General features: G+C 46.7%; 15 protein-coding genes. 10 read left to right on the top strand and 5 right to left on the bottom strand.

Going from position 1 to position 16,637, the window contains the following annotated elements:
* Positions 1-9 precede the first annotated feature (9 nt).
* From LG368_RS03520 to LG368_RS03510, 3 genes are all read right to left on the bottom strand, one after another.
* On the bottom strand, positions 10-840 hold the full coding sequence (locus LG368_RS03520) for a carbohydrate ABC transporter permease (RefSeq protein ID WP_226753348.1): 831 nt from the start codon (positions 838-840) through the stop codon (positions 10-12).
* Positions 841-850: 10 nt separating this feature from the next.
* Positions 851-1,711, bottom strand: a complete 861-nt coding sequence (locus LG368_RS03515) for a carbohydrate ABC transporter permease (protein WP_226753347.1) — start codon at positions 1,709-1,711, stop codon at positions 851-853.
* Between the two features lie 170 nt (positions 1,712-1,881).
* Positions 1,882-3,201, bottom strand: a complete 1,320-nt coding sequence (locus tag LG368_RS03510; RefSeq protein WP_226753346.1) for an ABC transporter substrate-binding protein — start codon at positions 3,199-3,201, stop codon at positions 1,882-1,884.
* Between the two features lie 341 nt (positions 3,202-3,542).
* On the opposite strand from LG368_RS03510, the gene LG368_RS03505 reads away from it, so the two are divergent.
* Both LG368_RS03505 and LG368_RS03500 read left to right on the top strand, forming a co-directional pair.
* Positions 3,543-3,809 carry an FAD assembly factor SdhE gene (locus LG368_RS03505; RefSeq protein ID WP_226753345.1) on the top strand — a complete coding sequence of 89 codons (267 nt, stop codon included), beginning with the start codon at positions 3,543-3,545 and terminating at the stop codon, positions 3,807-3,809.
* Complete coding sequence (locus tag LG368_RS03500) at positions 3,790-4,245, top strand: hypothetical protein (RefSeq protein ID WP_226753344.1); 456 nt, start codon at positions 3,790-3,792, stop codon at positions 4,243-4,245. Before LG368_RS03505 ends, LG368_RS03500 begins: the two co-directional genes overlap by 20 nt.
* Here LG368_RS03500 and nadB read toward each other — a convergent pair.
* Positions 4,242-5,831 carry an L-aspartate oxidase gene (gene nadB, locus LG368_RS03495; RefSeq protein WP_226753343.1) on the bottom strand — a complete coding sequence of 530 codons (1,590 nt, stop codon included), beginning with the start codon at positions 5,829-5,831 and terminating at the stop codon, positions 4,242-4,244. The two genes, LG368_RS03500 and nadB, sit on opposite strands and share 4 nt — an antisense overlap.
* A gap of 335 nt (positions 5,832-6,166) precedes the next feature.
* On the opposite strand from nadB, the gene rpoE reads away from it, so the two are divergent.
* The 5 genes from rpoE (at position 6,167) to LG368_RS03470 (ending at position 10,335) form a co-directional block, all read left to right on the top strand.
* Positions 6,167-6,754, top strand: a complete 588-nt coding sequence (rpoE, locus tag LG368_RS03490) for an RNA polymerase sigma factor RpoE (protein WP_226753342.1) — start codon at positions 6,167-6,169, stop codon at positions 6,752-6,754.
* 2 nt (positions 6,755-6,756) lie between these two features.
* Positions 6,757-7,395: a sigma-E factor negative regulatory protein gene (locus LG368_RS03485; RefSeq protein WP_226753341.1), complete on the top strand. Its 639-nt coding sequence runs from the start codon at positions 6,757-6,759 to the stop codon at positions 7,393-7,395.
* Positions 7,396-7,398: 3 nt separating this feature from the next.
* Complete coding sequence (locus LG368_RS03480) at positions 7,399-8,370, top strand: MucB/RseB C-terminal domain-containing protein (protein WP_226753340.1); 972 nt, start codon at positions 7,399-7,401, stop codon at positions 8,368-8,370.
* 6 nt (positions 8,371-8,376) lie between these two features.
* The gene (locus LG368_RS03475) at positions 8,377-8,856 is read left to right on the top strand and encodes a SoxR reducing system RseC family protein (RefSeq protein ID WP_226753339.1); all 480 of its coding nucleotides are present in this window, start codon (positions 8,377-8,379) and stop codon (positions 8,854-8,856) included.
* A 75-nt stretch (positions 8,857-8,931) separates the two neighbouring features.
* Complete coding sequence (locus tag LG368_RS03470; protein ID WP_226753338.1) at positions 8,932-10,335, top strand: DegQ family serine endoprotease; 1,404 nt, start codon at positions 8,932-8,934, stop codon at positions 10,333-10,335.
* 99 nt (positions 10,336-10,434) lie between these two features.
* Here LG368_RS03470 and argA read toward each other — a convergent pair whose 3' ends face one another.
* Positions 10,435-11,757: an amino-acid N-acetyltransferase gene (gene argA / locus LG368_RS03465; RefSeq protein ID WP_226753337.1), complete on the bottom strand. Its 1,323-nt coding sequence runs from the start codon at positions 11,755-11,757 to the stop codon at positions 10,435-10,437.
* Positions 11,758-12,062: 305 nt separating this feature from the next.
* Here argA and LG368_RS03460 point away from each other — a divergent pair, with 305 nt between their 5' ends.
* The 3 genes from LG368_RS03460 to LG368_RS03450 all read left to right on the top strand — a co-directional run bounded on the left by LG368_RS03460 (position 12,063) and on the right by LG368_RS03450 (position 16,401).
* Positions 12,063-13,013, top strand: a complete 951-nt coding sequence (locus LG368_RS03460) for a CYTH domain-containing protein (RefSeq protein WP_226753336.1) — start codon at positions 12,063-12,065, stop codon at positions 13,011-13,013.
* A gap of 93 nt (positions 13,014-13,106) precedes the next feature.
* A complete protein-coding gene (gene glnE / locus LG368_RS03455) occupies positions 13,107-16,046 on the top strand; it encodes a bifunctional [glutamate--ammonia ligase]-adenylyl-L-tyrosine phosphorylase/[glutamate--ammonia-ligase] adenylyltransferase (protein ID WP_226753464.1) in 2,940 nt (979 codons plus the stop codon).
* Positions 16,047-16,191: 145 nt separating this feature from the next.
* Entirely contained in the window at positions 16,192-16,401 is a 210-nt protein-coding gene (locus LG368_RS03450; RefSeq protein WP_226753335.1) for a hypothetical protein, read from the top strand.
* The last annotated feature ends 236 nt before the right edge of the window (positions 16,402-16,637 follow it).

Genomic DNA, 16,637 nt, shown 5'->3' with positions numbered 1-16,637 from the left:
TCCTAATAATTATTTTACGGCGCCGAATGTAAGGCCTTGGACTAATTGTTTTTGGCAGAACCAACCGAATACAACGATAGGCGCACACGCCAATGTTGAGGCAGCAGACAGCTTCGCCCAGAACAAACCTTCAGGGCTTGAGTAAGAGGCAATCATCGCGGTCAATGGTGCTGCGTCGGAGGCGGTCAAGGTAAGCGACCAGAAAGACTCGTTCCAGCACAATACGATAGACAGCAACGCCGTTGATGAAATAGCCCCCATAGACAGTGGTAAAACGACTTTAACCACTTCGTCCCAAGGCGTCGCGCCATCCATACGTGCTGCTTCTAATATCTCTTTGGGTAAATCTTTAAAGTAAGAGAACAGCATCCATACCACAATTGGCAGATTCATTAAGGTGAAAATAATCACCAAAGCAGTTTTCGAATCCAACAAGCCATAGTCACGACAAATCATGTAAATCGGCACCAACACACCGACGGCCGGTAGCATTTTGGTCGACAACATCCACAGCAACACATCTTTGGTGCGTTTGCCCGGCGCAAACGCCATTGAAAAGGCCGCAGGCACGGCAATGATCAAGGCCAAAATAGTTGACCCAAAAGAAGTGATGATGGAGTTAATCGCGTGATGCACATAATCACTGCGTTCTTGTACTTCGGAATAGTTATCCAACGTTGGTTCAAAAAACAAAGAAGGCGGAATAGAAATGGCCTGAAGCTCTGTTTTAAACGAGGTGATAAACATCCAAAAAATAGGGAAAAATAGGATCAGGGCGATTGTCCAAGCGAACAACCCCGTGATAAAAGTTTTGAGTTTGCGTTGTTGATTAAGAGTCATCGTATACACCTTATACCGTTAGGTTTTTGCCAACGGCACGAATTAAGAAGAAAGCGACGATATTCGCGAGTACAACAGCCAATAGACCGCCGGCAGAGGCCGCAGCAACGTCAAACTGCAAAAGGGCTTGGTTATAAATCAAGTAAGTCAAGTTGGTGCTGTCGTAACCCGGGCCACCCCCCGTGGAAACCAAGATTTCAGCAAACACCGCTAACAAGAAGATGGTTTCTATCATGACCACCACAGCGATAGGGCGCGCTAGATGCGGAATGGTTAGGTAACGGAAGATGTGCCAGCCAGTGGCGCCGTCCATTTGAGCCGCTTCTTTTTGTTCAGTATCTTGTGACTGCAAGGCGGTAACAAACACCAAGATCGCAAAGGGAAGCCACTGCCAACTCACCATAATGATGATCGACATAAGTGGGTAGGTAGAGAGCCAATCGATGGGCTCAAAACCAAGGGATTGTGAGATCCAAGCAAAGATGCCATACACAGGGTTCATCATCATGTTTTTCCAGATCAAGGCATTGACCGTTGGCATAATGAAGAAAGGCGAAATCAGTAAGACACGTACCATGCCTTGACCAAAGAACGGCTTATCAATCAACGCAGAGAGCATGACGCCTAAGACCACGGTAATGATGAGCACAGAAAGCAACAATATCAGTGTATTGGAAACAGCCGAGATAAAGGCAGGGTCCGTGATAAAGAACTCAAAGTTTAGCCAGCCCACAAAGCCATTTTGATCAGGATTGTAGGAGCTGAACTCGATCGTCGAGAAGTAAATGGTCATGGACAGTGGAATGATCATCCAAGCTAACAGCAGGATGACAGACGGCGCCATTAATAAGCGAGTGATTGAACGCTTCATGTTGTATGTCTCTTATTATAAACAGAAAGTTATAAGCGGAATGTTCACCCTGATAGCGGGTGAATAGGGTAAGAAATAGGGCAGGTGCCCTATTTCTTTATGCAGACCGCGTCTATTGATTGATCGCACCCTAATGATCAAGGACATCGAAGAATCAATAGGTTGAGCGCTTAATAGTAGCGAGCGCGGCGCATTTGGCGATCAGCGGATTTATTCGCGGATTTCAGTGCTTCCTCAACCGTCATAGAACCGGCCAGTGACCCTGAAATCATTTGACCCGTTGTTGTTCCAATGGCTTGGAACTCAGGGATCGCAGCGAATTGAACCCCAACATAAGGAGAAGGTTTCAGTGTGCTGTCATTTGGGTTGGCAGAGTTAATGGCTTTTAATTCCGCTTCAGCAAAGACCGCTGCTTCTTGGAATTTCGGGTTAGCGTAAGTGCTGGCACGTGTCCCTGTTGGTACGGCTGCCCAGCCATTCGTTTCGCCCACAAGCTCGATGTATTCTTTAGACGTAGCCCAACGAACAAACTTTTGTGCTGCATCAGCATTTTTGGTTGCCGCAGGGATGCCTAGAGACCAAGCCCAAAGCCAGTTAGCGCCTTTTTCAGTGACAGAAATTGGAGACTGAGCGAAGCCCACTTGGTCGGCCACTTTACTTTGCTTAGGATCGGTAACAAAAGACGCTGCGATGGTGGCATCAATCCACATACCGCATTTGCCTTCGTTGAACAACGCAAGACTTTCATTGAAGCTGTTGCTGCTTGAGCCTGGAGGGCCATACTTAGACAACAAATCCACATAGAAATTAACGGCGTTTGTCCATTCAGCAGACTCTAGTTGAGGCTTCCATTCTTCATCAAACCAGCGAGCACCAAACGAGTTGGCGATGGTGGTCACCAGTGCCATGTTGTCGCCCCAGCCGGCTTTACCACGTAAACAAATACCGTAGATGCCTTTGCTTGGGTCATTGACGGCAGCGGCCACATCACGAATGTGTTCCCAACTGTCTCGATCATTGATTTCCATACCGGCTTCTTTCACAAGATCTTTGCGGTACATGACCATGGAGCTTTCACCATAGAAAGGAGCGGCGTACATGGTGCCATCGTAGGATAAGCCGTCGCGGATAGAAGGAAGAATATCGTTCGCATCGTAGTCACCGCTAGTATTGACCGCTTGTAGCCAACCACGTTGACCCCAAATTGGTGCTTCGTACATGCCAATCGTCATGACGTCGTATAAGCCACTTTTGTTGGCAATGTCTTGAGTGACGTTTTGACGTAAGACATTCTCTTCTAAGGTAACCCATTTAACTTTGATGCCAGGATTGGCTTCTTCGAAGGCAGGTGTGAGTTTTTGCATTTCAATCATGTGGCCGTTGTTAACGGTTGCCACGGTGATTTCAGTGTCAGCAAACGCTGTGAAGGCTGTCATAGAGGCAGCGGCGGAGACGGCACAAGCGATTGTGTTTTTCATAAGGCGTTTCATAGGTTTTCCCCATTTTGGAGTGTCTTTGTTTTTATAGTGGTACCTAGGTTCTTGATAACGCGGTATCAATTGTTGATCAATATAGACTATGTCGTAATTGACTGGTTAATACATAAATAGGCAATATTAGTACTATTTTGTTTCATTTTTGATTTTTAAAACGCAAAACAGTCAATATAATATTCATTGGGGAAGTGGTTTCTTCGGTATCTCTTTGTCAGTAAAGGATTTCTTTGACAAATGTCATAGAGAAATACAAATATCATAGGGCACTGATCGCAATTTCCTTTTTTTTCGTTAAAGTGGCTATAATGTCGAAAAATTCTACGAAGGATAAAATAATGAGTGAAACGTCAGATTCATTGAGCTTTAAGCGCCTAAAGTGGCAGTGTCGTCGTGGTATGTTGGAGCTGGATGTGCTCCTTGAACCTTTTCTAGATGAAGTGTATTTGACTCTAGAGGAAGAAGACAAAGCGCGTTTCCACGAGCTGATTAAGCGCGAAGATCAAGAGATGTTCCCTTGGTTTATGCAAAAAGAAGTGCCTGAAGACCCCGATCTTGCTCGCATTGTGAATATCATAGTGACCCGTGTTCAGCCTCAAAGCTAGTCGACTGAAAACATCGCGACTGGGCGTAGCGGTCTGGTTGTTGGTCTTGGTGACTTGTCTTGTGTTATTGCAAGGCTACTGGATGCCTGCCGTTTGGCGGGCATTTTTATTATGTGGTGTGGTCATCGTCAGCCTTTTAGGGCTGATTTATACTCATCGACGAGCGAAATACATTACGCTGAATGAGCAAGGGGCTTTCCTGTGTCAGGGCGAGGCGTACGATCCGCTTATTTTTGTTCGGGCCAACGCCATTCAGTTGATTGCCAAGCGGAAGCGATCCGTTCGCGTTGTTGATTGTGTTTGGCCCGCTTATCAGGTTATCTATCGAGACAGCCTTGGTGCGCAAGAGTATGCTGTGCTGCGGTCTTTTGCAGCGCAACAAATCTTGCTTGGTCGCCATGACAATGCAAAAACATCCTCTTACGTTGACCGCTAATCAATCGGTGAGAGGATCGTGGGTTGACTGTTTTCTAATTTTTCTGGGTAGTCCAAAGTGAAATGCAAACCACGACTTTCTTTGCGAGACATGGCTGAGCGGATAATTAAATCAGCGACCATGGCGAGATTACGTAATTCAAGCAAATCATTTGAGACTTTGTAGTTAGCATAAAACTCTTGGATTTCAGAGAGTAATAAATCTACCCTGTGTTTCGCGCGTAACAAGCGTTTGTCTGTTCTTACGATTCCCACATAATCCCACATAAAACGGCGCAGCTCTTGCCAATTATGAGTAATCACAACGTCTTCATCGGAATTTGTTACCTGACTCTCATCCCAATCAGGAATCTCGATGTCGTGGTGACTTTCTTTGTTTGCAACAATGTGCTGTGCCGCAGAGCGCGCAAATACGATGCATTCTAACAGTGAGTTGCTTGCTAAGCGGTTTGCACCATGGAGCCCTGTATAGGCAGTTTCGCCAATGGCATAGAGATGATCCACATCGGTTGCACTGTGTTGATCAACCACCACGCCGCCGCAGGTGTAGTGGGCAGCAGGCACAACAGGAATGGGGGATTTTGTCATGTCGTGTCCGTATTCGAGGCAGCGCTTATAAATAGTGGGAAAATGTTCCTTGATAAAATCAGGTTCTTTGTGGGAAATGTCCAGTAAGACATGATCAACCCCAAGACGCTTCATTTCATGGTCAATCGCGCGAGCTACGATGTCTCTTGGCGCCAGTTCCTTGCGTTTATCAAACTGCGACATAAAGCGTGTGCCATCTGGTAACAAGAGGTGGCCGCCTTCACCGCGTACGGCTTCAGAAATAAGAAACGTTTTGGCTTTCGCATCGTACAAACAGGTTGGATGAAATTGATTAAATTCCATGTTGCCCACACGACAACCTGCACGCCACGCCATGGCGATGCCATCACCTGAAGCAGTGTCTGGGTTACTGGTGTAAAGATACACCTTGCTACTGCCACCGCAGGCTAAGGAAGTAAACTGACCGTGGAAGACTTCAACGACATCATCGTTTAGATTTAAGGCGTACACACCAACCGCTTTATCAGGGCCTGCAAGTCCAAGCTTTGCCGTGGTGATAATATCGATGGCGACTCGATCAGGAAAAAAGTGAATGTTGGGATGGCTGGTGGCGTTTTTGATTAGTGTTTGTGAAATGGCCAGACCCGTTGCATCTGCGCTGTGGATAATCCGTCGATGACTGTGTCCGCCTTCCTTGGTGAGGTGGTACTCTGCTTCATCGCCATAACGGGTAAAAGGGACACCTTGATCAATAAGCCACTCGATGCTTTCTTTGGAATGCTCAACGGTAAAACGGATCGCATCAGGGTCACCAAGTTCGACACCGGCGTCTATGGTATCACTAATGTGTGAGTCCACCGTGTCCGTACCAGACAAAACAGCAGCGACGCCTCCCTGAGCATACAGTGTCGATCCTTCGCGTATATCGGCTTTGGTTAAAATGGCCACGCTGTGATGATCCGCTAATTCAAGCGCCAAGGTTAGCCCTGCGGCACCCGCGCCAATAATAACGATGTCGTGCTTATAATGTCGGCTCATAGTATTGATCTAATTATGACTGAAAAATTAATGTTACTATTGTTGTTAGTTAATAGTGAATACTTTCTGTACCGACCTTTTGAATATTCATTGAATTTTCCATTTTTAAAGTAGGGCGTTCAAGGCCTTTTTATAGGATAAAATGCGTTTGAGTAGGGCGTGACAGAAGGAAGTCCGCGTAGGAGTAGGTCACCATAAAAATACGCCAAATGTGAGCGTTAGGGTTATTGCGAGTAACCGCTTAGATTTATAAGTGGGAACTCGTTGAAGTGGATGCTGTCTTCTTTTTTATAAAGCAAAGGCGCATGCGAACAAGGTTTTTATATGAGGTGCCTATGCAGCACGAAACGTCTTCCGATCAGGCGTTAGTTGAAAAAGTACAGCAGGGCGATAAACGGGCATTCGATTTGCTGGTTGTCAAATATCAATACAAGGTTATCGGTTTAATCGGGCGTTACATACAAGACAGAAGCGAAGTGCTAGACGTCGCACAAGACAGCTTTATTAAAGCGTACCGTGCGATAGGCAGCTTTCGAGGCGAAAGCGCTTTTTATACTTGGTTGTATCGCATTGCGGTAAACACGGCAAAAAATTACCTTGTGAGTCGCTCTCGGCGTCCCCCAGAATCTGATGTGGAGTTGGATAATGAAGACGTTTTTAACGTGTACGAATCACTGACTAATATAGATACACCGGAAGCCAAACTAAACAGCGAACGTCTTGAAAAGGCGATACACGAAGCCATCAAAAATTTGCCTGAAGAGTTGCGCAGTGCACTGACTCTGAGGGAATTTGATGGCCTAAGCTATGAAGATATTTCGCTGATCATGGATTGTCCGGTCGGGACGGTTCGATCACGTATTTTTCGTGGCCGAGAGGCAGTGGAAAAACACATACGTCCGTTAATGGACGGAGGAGAGTAGCCATGTCAGAGTTTAGTACGGGCAATGACCGTGCCGTTGAAACACGTTGCAGTTTGTCGGCCATGCTCGATGGAGAAGCGACAGAGCAAGATATTGCTTACTTGCTGGAGCAAGATCCGGCGACACTGAGCGCCCAGCTGGAAAGTTATCATTTGGTGCAACAGGTGTTGCACAAAGACGACAGGATAGCCACCGGTCTCAATGACAGCTTAATGTCACGAGTGCGTGCCGGCATTGAGGCTGACGAATCGGTCACGCCACTACACGCTGTGGCGACACAAGCGACACAAGCCGACACAGTAAAACAAGATGCCGTGAAGAACCACAAGGTGGTTGCTTTACCATGGCGCAAGCTTTTTTCTGGTATGGCTGTCGCTGCCAGTGTGGCGTTCGTGGTGATTTTGGGTAGCAATCAATTTGTGACGCCAGAGATTCCGACCTCTCATATGATTGCGGATGTGCATTCCTCAATGAATAACCGGATGCTGACGCCGTTAGCCGAATTTGAAAACGATGCCTTGCAAGTTGATAACGTGAGGTTGCAATTGTACCTTCGACAGCATGCTGAGCAGGCCGCTATGACCGTGGGTCAAGGGATGATTCCCATGGCCAGAGTTGTTAGTTACCCAATTAAAGAGTGATTTATGAAGATAACTTTGCCATTGCGTCTTTTCCTTATGATGGTGTGTCTTGCAAGCTCCAGTACGGCGATGGCTGAGACCACAGAAACAGAAGCGTTGAATTTACTGAGAAACATGACACAGTCGTTTGCGGCTTTGAGCTACGATGGCGTTTTTGTTCATTCAGAAGCGACCAATATGAACAGTATGCGCGTGCGTCATGACTCAATGGCCGGCATAGAATATGAAAGCTTGGTGGATTTAGATGGCGACAAAGTGGAAATATTGCGCATCGAAGACAAGATAGTTTCCGTTTATCCCAATGCGCATGTCGCGAACAGGCGTACGCCTTTGACCCCACTTTTTAAGCGTTTCAAAAACCTTGAAAGTGATCGCTTACTAAAAGGCTATGATATGCAAGTTAACCGTCAAGCCAGTCGTATTGCGGGTCGAGAGACGGTTGCCATTAAACTAACCCCTAAAGATGCTTACCGTTACGGGCACCAATTTTGGCTAGACAAGCAGAACCATTTTCTTCTTAAACACGATATGATCGGTGCGGATAACCAGTTGCTAGAACGTATTCAATTCACTTCGGTTGATTTTTCCCCTGACTTGAAACATGAAGACTTTGTCCCCAAAAAAGATTCATACTCAGAACCCATGGTTGAAACCCAGTCTGAGCAAGTGAAAAACCCATGGCAATTTGACTGGTTACCAGAAGGCTTTTCATTAGTTTGGCCAGAAGCGCGTTCTCTAGAGAGTGGCACCAGTATGTTGCTGTTGTCTGATGGCATGACCACCGTCTCGGTTTTTATTAGACCCACTGAGCGTGCAGCAGGTGTGTCTATTTTAAACATAGGGGCGACCATGGCTGGCGAGTGCAGCATCAAGGTGGAAGAGGCGTTATACCTATTAACTTTGGTAGGGGAAGTGCCAAAACAGACTATTGAGAAACTGATGGCGGGGTTTTCGCCGAAAGTTCAAATGGATTAAGGCAAGATGATTGAAGAAACCGGAAGAGTGTTGTCCGTAGAAGACGGTTTTGCTGAGGTGGAAACCATTCGCACGAGCAGTTGTACGGCTTGTCGTGCTCGGCACGGATGTGGTCATCATGCCATTGCACAAGTCTCTTCGGCCAATCGCATGCGTATGAAAGCCATTGACCCTTTATCAGTGAAAGTCGGTCAAGACGTTGTGATAGGGATTCCAGAGGATTCGTTATTGCAGGCGTCTATTTGGATGTACATGGTGCCGCTGTTGGGTTTAGTCGTCGGTGCTGTATTGCCTTCTCTGTGGGGAGGTTCGTCAGGTATCGCCGTGGTGTTTTCTGTATTAGGTTTTCTTATTGGGCTGTTTTTTGCTAGAAAAAAATCCATCCAAGAAAGCCATAACTTGGACTATTATCCTAAAATTGTAAAAATTGCTTCGCTTGATCATGAAAAAGGTCACCACCGCATTCCATTGGTTGTAACGCCCTAAGGGTCAATCCAATGAGCTAACGCCTTCTTCATTTGGCACTGTGATCAATGTGTTATGTCTTAAGGAGACGTATGAATGAACAGACTGCTTAAACGCCTTAGCTTAGTGGTTGTCAGTACCTTTATGGTGACCTCGATGCTTTCCCACGCCGCTTCTTTGCCTGACTTTACCGAGTTAGTAGAAGAGGCCTCTCCCGCGGTTGTGAACATCAGTACAGAACAAGCGGTGACTCCGCAAACAGCTCAACGGGGGCAATCGTTAGGACCAAACAGTGAAGAACTCAACGAGTTTTTCAAACATTTCTTTGGCCAACAGCCTTTTGGCAAACAAGCACCTCAACAACAGCAACGCAGCTCGCTAGGGTCGGGCTTTATCATATCTCGTGATGGTTATGTGCTCACGAACAACCATGTGATTGATGGTGCGGATATTATTCATGTGCGTCTTAATGATCGACGTGAATATCTTGCTGAGCTGGTGGGAACCGACCCAAGAACCGACCTTGCCCTGCTGAAAATTGACGCTGATAATTTGCCCATTGTGACAATGGGGGATTCTGACAAGCTCAAACCGGGTCAATGGGTATTGGCCATCGGTTCGCCGTTCGGTTTTGATTATACGGTCACCGCGGGCATCGTGAGTGCGACTGGGCGAAACTTGCCTTCTGATAATTATGTGCCTTTTATTCAAACGGACGTTGCCATTAACCCTGGTAATTCAGGAGGGCCTTTGTTCAATCTAGATGGCGAAGTGGTGGGCATTAATTCACAGATTTACACACGCTCCGGTGGTTTTATGGGGGTCTCTTTTGCGATTCCTTCCGAGGTGGCTATGTCCGTTGTTGAACAGCTCAAAAGCGATGGTAAGGTATCCAGAGCTTGGTTGGGGGTATTAATTCAAGACGTTGACAATGAGTTGGCCGAGTCTTTTGGTTTAGATCGTTCCAATGGGGCACTTATTAGTCGTGTGATCCCCGATTCACCGGCTGAAAAAGCGGGATTGAGATCAGGCGATATTATTCTCTCGTTTAATGGCGATCAGATTGTTCATTCGGGTGAATTGCCTTATATCGTTGGTCAAATGAAAGCAGGCGATGAGGTAAAAGCGAGAGTGTACCGCGACGGTAAAGAGCAAACCATCGTTGTCACATTAGAAGGTCGTCCTAATGATCCAAACGCGTTAGCGCAGACACAACAAGACCAAAATCGTCTTGGCATGATTGTGGGTGAGCTACCGGCTGACACCGCACAAAAATTTGACATCGACAGTGGCGTGGTAATCGAGCAAGTTCTGGGCGGTACCGCTGCACGTAATGGTTTGCAACAAGGCGACGTGATTACCATGTTAAACGGTAAACGCATTGACAGTGTGGCGGACTTTAGCAGTATTGCGAAAGCCATCCCTAACAATCGCTCCGTCCCGATGCGCGTTATACGTCAAGGTTATCCTATGTTTATTCCATTTAAGATTGTTGAATAAGCACATTAGATAACGTGGAAATAAGATGAAAAGGCGACGCTTGAGTCGCCTTTTTTATGTCATGAATGGGCTTTTTAATATTTTAAACAATACGTTGAGTTACAGCATTTTTGAGAAGATTTTTGAATTGCGCTGGTAGTTGTAAAGCGCTTGTTTTTTGGTTGGCAAACTGTCCAGCGTGGTGGCTTTAAAGCCCCGCTCCATAAACCAATGGGCAGTACGGGTAGTCAACAGAAACAGGGTTGAGAGGTTTTGTTTTTTAGCGGATTGTTCGATGCCTTTTAACAAGCGTTCGCCACGATTTGAGCCTCGATAGTCAGGAGACACGGCTAAACACGCAAGTTCCCCTGCATACTCTTGTTCGAAAGGATACAGTGCCGCACAGGCAACAATGGCCCCATCCCGTTCGATCACAATAAAACGGTCGATTTCATTTTCCAACAGCTCGCGGGAACGTCTGACTAAGATGCCTTTTTCTTCTAGCGGTGACAGCAAGGCCATCATGCCGCCTACGTCGTCAATATGAGCGGGACGAAGTTGCTCGTAGCTGTCTTCGTCTATCATGGTGCCAGAACCTTCACGGGTGAACAGTTCTTGAAGTAGGCCACCGTTGACGTGGTAAGAGATCAGGTGCGCTCTGGGTACGCCGCTTCGTACTGCTTGCACACAGGCTTCTAATGCCGCATGGGTGATGCTCGACAAAGAGCGGGCTTTTAGTATGGCGTCTGCGTCTTTTGTTAAAAGCTCCGAATACAGGTGACCTGACGCATCAAACACACCTGCTTCGTCGGCGTAAATGATCAACTTATCGGCTTTTAATTGAATGGCCGCCTGGGTGGCCACGTCTTCGCTTTTCAAATTGAAAACCTCACCCGTTGGGGAAAAGCCGAGATGGGGGAGCAGCACCATGTTATCGTCTTCGAGTAATCGAAAAATCGCCTCACTATCAATGCGACGCACTTCCCCTGTGTGGCCATAATCAATGCCATCCACCACTCCTAAAGGCCGAGCAATAACATAGTTGCCGCTGCACACTTTCAAACGTGCGCCGTCCATAGGGGTATTAGACAACCCCATAGAGAGCCGAGCTTCAAGCTGCACACGCACCGCCGCTGAGGCTTGAATAACGTCCATCAGTTGATCTTGAGGGGTGACGCGGTAATCGTCTTCGACTCGGCTGGGAAGGCGTCGATCAGATAAAATTCGGCTGATTTGTGGACGGGCGCCTTGGACAAGCACAAGACGAATGCCTAATGAATCCAACAGCGCCAAGTCATGAATGATGCTTGAAAAATGCGCGCATTCAATGGCTTCACCGGGAATCAAAATAACAAACGTTTTTCCCCTGTGGGCATTAATGTAAGGGGAAGAATGGCGGAACCAATCCACATGGTTAAATTCTTCTGGCACGCTATTCCTCATTTATTGGGTTGGTCAGGTTATCCGCATGATGAAAAGAGGGTGTCACGGTATAAACCCCTTCAACCAATGCCTTGTATAAACTAATGATATCCGATTCTGCTGGGCGATAAAAATGCCGAACCCCAGTAAAGCAAGGATTTAGTCGGGTTTGTATGGTTAATTGATGGGCATGGAGGGCACTTTTTTGTCATCCTGCATTTGCTTGGTCTAATATTAAGGAGTCTGACGAGCATCTGTTACACTTGCGCGCTTTCTTTTTTCTGTTGATTTCCCTTATTTGTAGGGTTTTAAAAGGTTCCTAAATTATGGCCACTGAGCTTGAACTTAAATTAATGATCCAACCAGAGCACGTGGCGTCTGCCTGTGCGTTTCTCGATCAATGGTGCCAACGGGAAGTCTCTTCAGATCAAGCTCGGCTACCGACCCTGTCTCTTATGAATGCCTATTTTGATACCGAAGAAGCGACATTGATGGAAGCGGGTATGGCCATGCGTATTCGAGCGGTAAACGGTCAGTTTATCCAAACAGTGAAAACTCGCGGCAGTAATCGAGTGGGCATGCACGCTCGTGGTGAGTGGGAATGGACAGTGCCGAGCGATGCGCTGGATTTGTCTTTGCTAAGCGAAGTGCCCTTGCCAGAGTCTTTACAAGCGTTGGCCTGGCAGGATGCGTTGGTGGAGGTATATCGAACCGATTTTGAGCGCCAAGTGTGGAACATCCGTTTGCCAGCGACTGCGATGGAGGTGGTATGCGATCAAGGTTCCGTCACCTCTTCGTACGGTAATGATCGTATTTGCGAATTAGAGTTAGAATTAAAATCAGGCGACGAGATGGGACTGTACCAGTTTGCCGTACAACTGGCGGAACAGGTGCCTGTTCAAGTCAGTGTGGTTTCCAAAGCGCAAAAGGGCGTTCGTCTTAAGTATGGTCAGATTGAATTTCCCCCCAAACCACTTGCCTCGGCGTCAGATGCGGTGTTGGCGGCTTATTGGTATGAAGTTGGTTTGGTGTACTGGGAAGCCATGCATTTCATGCAAGATGAGGTGTTGTCCCAGCCGTGGCGTCATTCTATGATGCAACTAAAGGGGTATTTACCGGATGACTTAGCACAGAGCTTGGTTCAGCTAGATGACACAGTTGCCTCTTACCTTCTTGAGGAAGAGACAAGCACACTCGCGCAACTGGCCAGCATAAAAGACATCGGCCTTATTATGCTGTCAATCGGTATGTGGCTACAGCAGCAAGCCGACCAGTAAATTTGCCATGACCCTTTTATCACTGTGTTTCAGACAGACTAGAACACAGTATTTCAAACATAATAAGATACTGTAAGGAAGACGCTTTTGTTGATGCCACCGGAACTGAACCCAAATTACACGCTATTTTGTGAACAATCCCCGACGCGCGCGCTTTTGCTAGAACAAATCGAAGAGGCTCGTGCAAGACAAAAGCTCAACCCGTTAACAGACGAGCAGGTCATGACGTTAGAACCCTTGTGGTTACTGAGTCAGTATTTGCACCAACAATTTACGCGTTTTCCTCGCTGGTTAGACGATGTGTTTGCGCTTGAGTCCTTACCTGAACGACCTTGTAAAGAGGCGTTAATGGCTGGGGAAGCCTTTTTTTCCCATGAAGACCGCTTTTTTCAAGGGGAATGGGCGGATAAAGCCGAGACGACACTGACCGAGGCTGAGTTTTTGCAGCGTCTGCGTTTGTATCGCCAGTGGTGGATGGTGCGTTTAATTGCCTTGGACATCCAACAGCGTTTTTCTTTGACGGAGGTGACTCATCGACTTAGCCACCTTGCGGATGCGTGTGTTAATGCCAGCGTGCAGTGGAGTGAAGCGCATTATCTTACTCTTTATGGGCGTGCCTTTGACCGTGAGGGAGAGGCGCAATCTCTGATCGTGATTGGGATGGGGAAACTCGGTGGTAATGAACTAAATTTGTCCTCCGACATCGATCTTATCTTTGCCTTTCGTGAACACGGTGATACTCAAGGAGGTAAGAAAAGTCTCTCTCATCAAGAATATTTCACTAAACTGGGGCAAAAGCTGATTCAGCATCTTGATCAAGTCACTGCGGATGGGTTTGTCTTTCGAGTCGACATGCGTTTGCGACCGTTTGGGCAATCGGGCGCCTTGGTGTTAAACATGGATTCGCTGGAAAATTATTACCAAGATCAAGGCCGAGACTGGGAAAGATACGCCATGATCAAAGCCCGTGTGATGGCAGGCAGTGCGCTTGATGTGCGCGAATTTGAAGCCTTACGCAGGCCTTTTGTGTACCGTAAATACCTGGACTTTGGTGCCATTGGTGCGCTTCGCGATTTGAAGCAAATGATCGCAAAAGAAGTACGTCGAAAAGGCATTGAACATAATATCAAGCTGGGCGAAGGCGGAATTCGAGAAGTTGAATTTATCGTGCAGGCGTTGCAAATACTGCATGGTGGCCGCGATCAGGGTCTACAAAATCAAGCTTTACTAAAGGTGTTGCCCTACCTTGCTCAGCAGGAATATTTGTCGGTGACTGAGGTGGATACGTTGCGAGAGGCGTATTTGTTATTGCGTCGCACCGAGCATGCACTGCAAGCGGTTAACGATGAACAAACTCAGCTGCTACCCGAAAAGGACGAGGCTCGAACACGCATTGCCTTGCTGGTGGGGTTCCCTACTTGGGAGGCGCTGGACACTCAGTTGTGGAGTGTGCGCAATAAAGTACACAGTGTCTTCGTAGCATTAATTGATGACGGCAAGGAAACGTCTGAAGAGGTGAAAAATCAAGAAACGTGGCGTTTATTGATTAAACACCCAGAGGACAAAGAAGCGATTGTGGATGCGATTGAACACATTCATTGGCTTGATCAAGCGGCATCGGTGGTGCGTATTTCACAGCTGTTAAGCACTCGCACCTTAGTGTTTATGCAACCGATTGGTCACGAGCGTTTAGCGGTATTTTTGGCGGCGTTGATGACAAAATTGGCTGATGAAGTGAACCCTGATTTGGTATTGGAGCGAGTCTTCCCTATCTTAGAAGCTGTTTTGCGTCGCACAGCGTATTTGGTTTTACTCTGTGAAAATCAGACGGCATTGACGCATTTGATTCGTCTGTGTCGCGAGAGCATGTGGTTTACGGAAGCCATTTCGACAACGCCTGCTTTACTTGATGAGTTGCTTGATGCCGATACCTTGTTTTCACCGCCGAACAAGGTCATGTTGGAAGACGAGCTACAGCAAATTTTATTGCGTTTACCGGAAGATGATGAAGAAGCGCAGATGGACGCCATGAGACGTTTTCGACGTTCGATTATTTTGCGTATCGCAGCGTGTGATATTACTGAAATATTGCCTGTGATGAAGGTGAGTGATCATTTAACTTGGTTGGCTGAAGTCCTGCTAGAGCGAGTGTTACAGCAGTCTTGGCATTATTTAACCAAGAAGCACGGTTTTCCGGTCAGTCATGGTGAGGCCGCCTTGGTCCCACAGTTGGCAATTATTGGTTATGGTAAATCGGGTGGCTGGGAGTTGGGGTACGACTCAGATTTGGATCTGGTGTTTGTACACAATGCTCAAGGCTCTGGTTACACGAATGGCCACCGCAGTATCGACAATTTGACCTTTTATACCCGTCTTGGACAACGACTTATTCACATGATCACCAGTTTTACCGCTGCGGGTCGTTTGTATGAAGTGGACATGCGTTTGCGTCCTTCAGGGAATTCAGGGTTATTGGTGTCAAGTTTGGATGCGTTTCGTGAATATCAGCAAAAAGAGGCTTGGGTGTGGGAGCATCAAGCATTGACTCGTTCTCGTGGTTTAGCAGGCGAACCTAGTTTACTGACCGCGTTTGAGGCTTGTCGTAAAGACATTATTGCTTCAGTGCGCGATCGACAGCAGCTAAAAGCGGATGTGATTAAGATGCGTGAAAAAATGCGTGCGCACCTGGATAAAGGAGGCAAGGAAAAAGGCTTTGATCTTAAACAGGGAGTGGGTGGCATCATCGATATTGAGTTTATGGTGCAATATTTGGTGCTGGCATGGTCGCCACAATACCCAGAACTGATGCGCTTTTCTGATAATGTGCGACAACTTGAAGCGGCTGCCACCGCTGGGCTGATAGAAACAGAGCAAGCGAATAAAATGAGCGATACCTACACCTTATATCGTGCCTTGGTGCATCGTCTGAGCTTACAGCAACAAGGGCGCATTATTCAAAATGACGCTTTAGCGACAAATCAGCATTTAATCAGTCAATATTGGGAAGCGTTTATTAGTAATGATGAGGTTTAACGCAGAGGCGATGACAGGTGAGTACACCGATAAGTCAGGTAAACATACCTCTCTCTTGTGACGTGGTCTAGCATTAAAGTGTTCGTAAATTGATCACTGGCAAGGTACAATCAAGTTGTTGAACAGACAATAGATGGGAGGAAATATGCCGAGCATCAATGGTGTAGGCAGTTCTGCAATGGACTACGCAAGTGAAGTATACAGCGCAAGCCTTGCAAAAAACGCCCAAGAACAAGTAGGTAAACAAAATCTAGAGTTGTTGGCGGAAGCCACAAAGAATGTTACACCGGCTGCGAGCAGTGGTTCACATACGACAACCGATAATCTGGGGCAAAACATTAATATCAATGTTTAAGCGTAAGTGATCAGTGCTTTTCTGTTATGTTTAAAGAGCGTCTGCTTGTGAGAGTCGGCGCTTTTTTATTGTCTTCTTTACCGCCTACTTTTGATACTAGAGGATTGTTTTTGCTTTTTATCTTGTTTAATCCCAAACCTACGCACCTTGATCTAACCGCGCTCCGTTGATTCATCTAGTTTTTAGTCTCTATCCTGTGATATTTTTAGCAAATAATTCATTGCAATGCATCATTC

Source organism: Marinomonas algarum (assembly GCF_020532605.1).
In the GTDB taxonomy this organism is placed as follows: domain Bacteria; phylum Pseudomonadota; class Gammaproteobacteria; order Pseudomonadales; family Marinomonadaceae; genus Marinomonas; species Marinomonas algarum.
This window is presented reverse-complemented; position numbering and strand designations above follow the sequence as displayed.

Coding starts and splice junctions, on each gene's coding strand:
- LG368_RS03450 (WP_226753335.1), top strand. CDS start 16,192: ATGCCGAGCATCAATGGTGTAGGCAGTTCTGCAATGGACTACGCAAGT.
- argA (WP_226753337.1), bottom strand. CDS start 11,757: ATGAGGAATAGCGTGCCAGAAGAATTTAACCATGTGGATTGGTTCCGC.
- LG368_RS03475 (WP_226753339.1), top strand. CDS start 8,377: ATGATTGAAGAAACCGGAAGAGTGTTGTCCGTAGAAGACGGTTTTGCT.
- LG368_RS03515 (WP_226753347.1), bottom strand. CDS start 1,711: ATGAAGCGTTCAATCACTCGCTTATTAATGGCGCCGTCTGTCATCCTG.
- rpoE (WP_226753342.1), top strand. CDS start 6,167: ATGCAGCACGAAACGTCTTCCGATCAGGCGTTAGTTGAAAAAGTACAG.
- LG368_RS03510 (WP_226753346.1), bottom strand. CDS start 3,201: ATGAAACGCCTTATGAAAAACACAATCGCTTGTGCCGTCTCCGCCGCT.
- glnE (WP_226753464.1), top strand. CDS start 13,107: ATGCCACCGGAACTGAACCCAAATTACACGCTATTTTGTGAACAATCC.
- LG368_RS03485 (WP_226753341.1), top strand. CDS start 6,757: ATGTCAGAGTTTAGTACGGGCAATGACCGTGCCGTTGAAACACGTTGC.
- LG368_RS03460 (WP_226753336.1), top strand. CDS start 12,063: ATGGCCACTGAGCTTGAACTTAAATTAATGATCCAACCAGAGCACGTG.
- nadB (WP_226753343.1), bottom strand. CDS start 5,831: ATGAGCCGACATTATAAGCACGACATCGTTATTATTGGCGCGGGTGCC.
- LG368_RS03505 (WP_226753345.1), top strand. CDS start 3,543: ATGAGTGAAACGTCAGATTCATTGAGCTTTAAGCGCCTAAAGTGGCAG.
- LG368_RS03480 (WP_226753340.1), top strand. CDS start 7,399: ATGAAGATAACTTTGCCATTGCGTCTTTTCCTTATGATGGTGTGTCTT.
- LG368_RS03520 (WP_226753348.1), bottom strand. CDS start 840: ATGACTCTTAATCAACAACGCAAACTCAAAACTTTTATCACGGGGTTG.
- LG368_RS03470 (WP_226753338.1), top strand. CDS start 8,932: ATGAACAGACTGCTTAAACGCCTTAGCTTAGTGGTTGTCAGTACCTTT.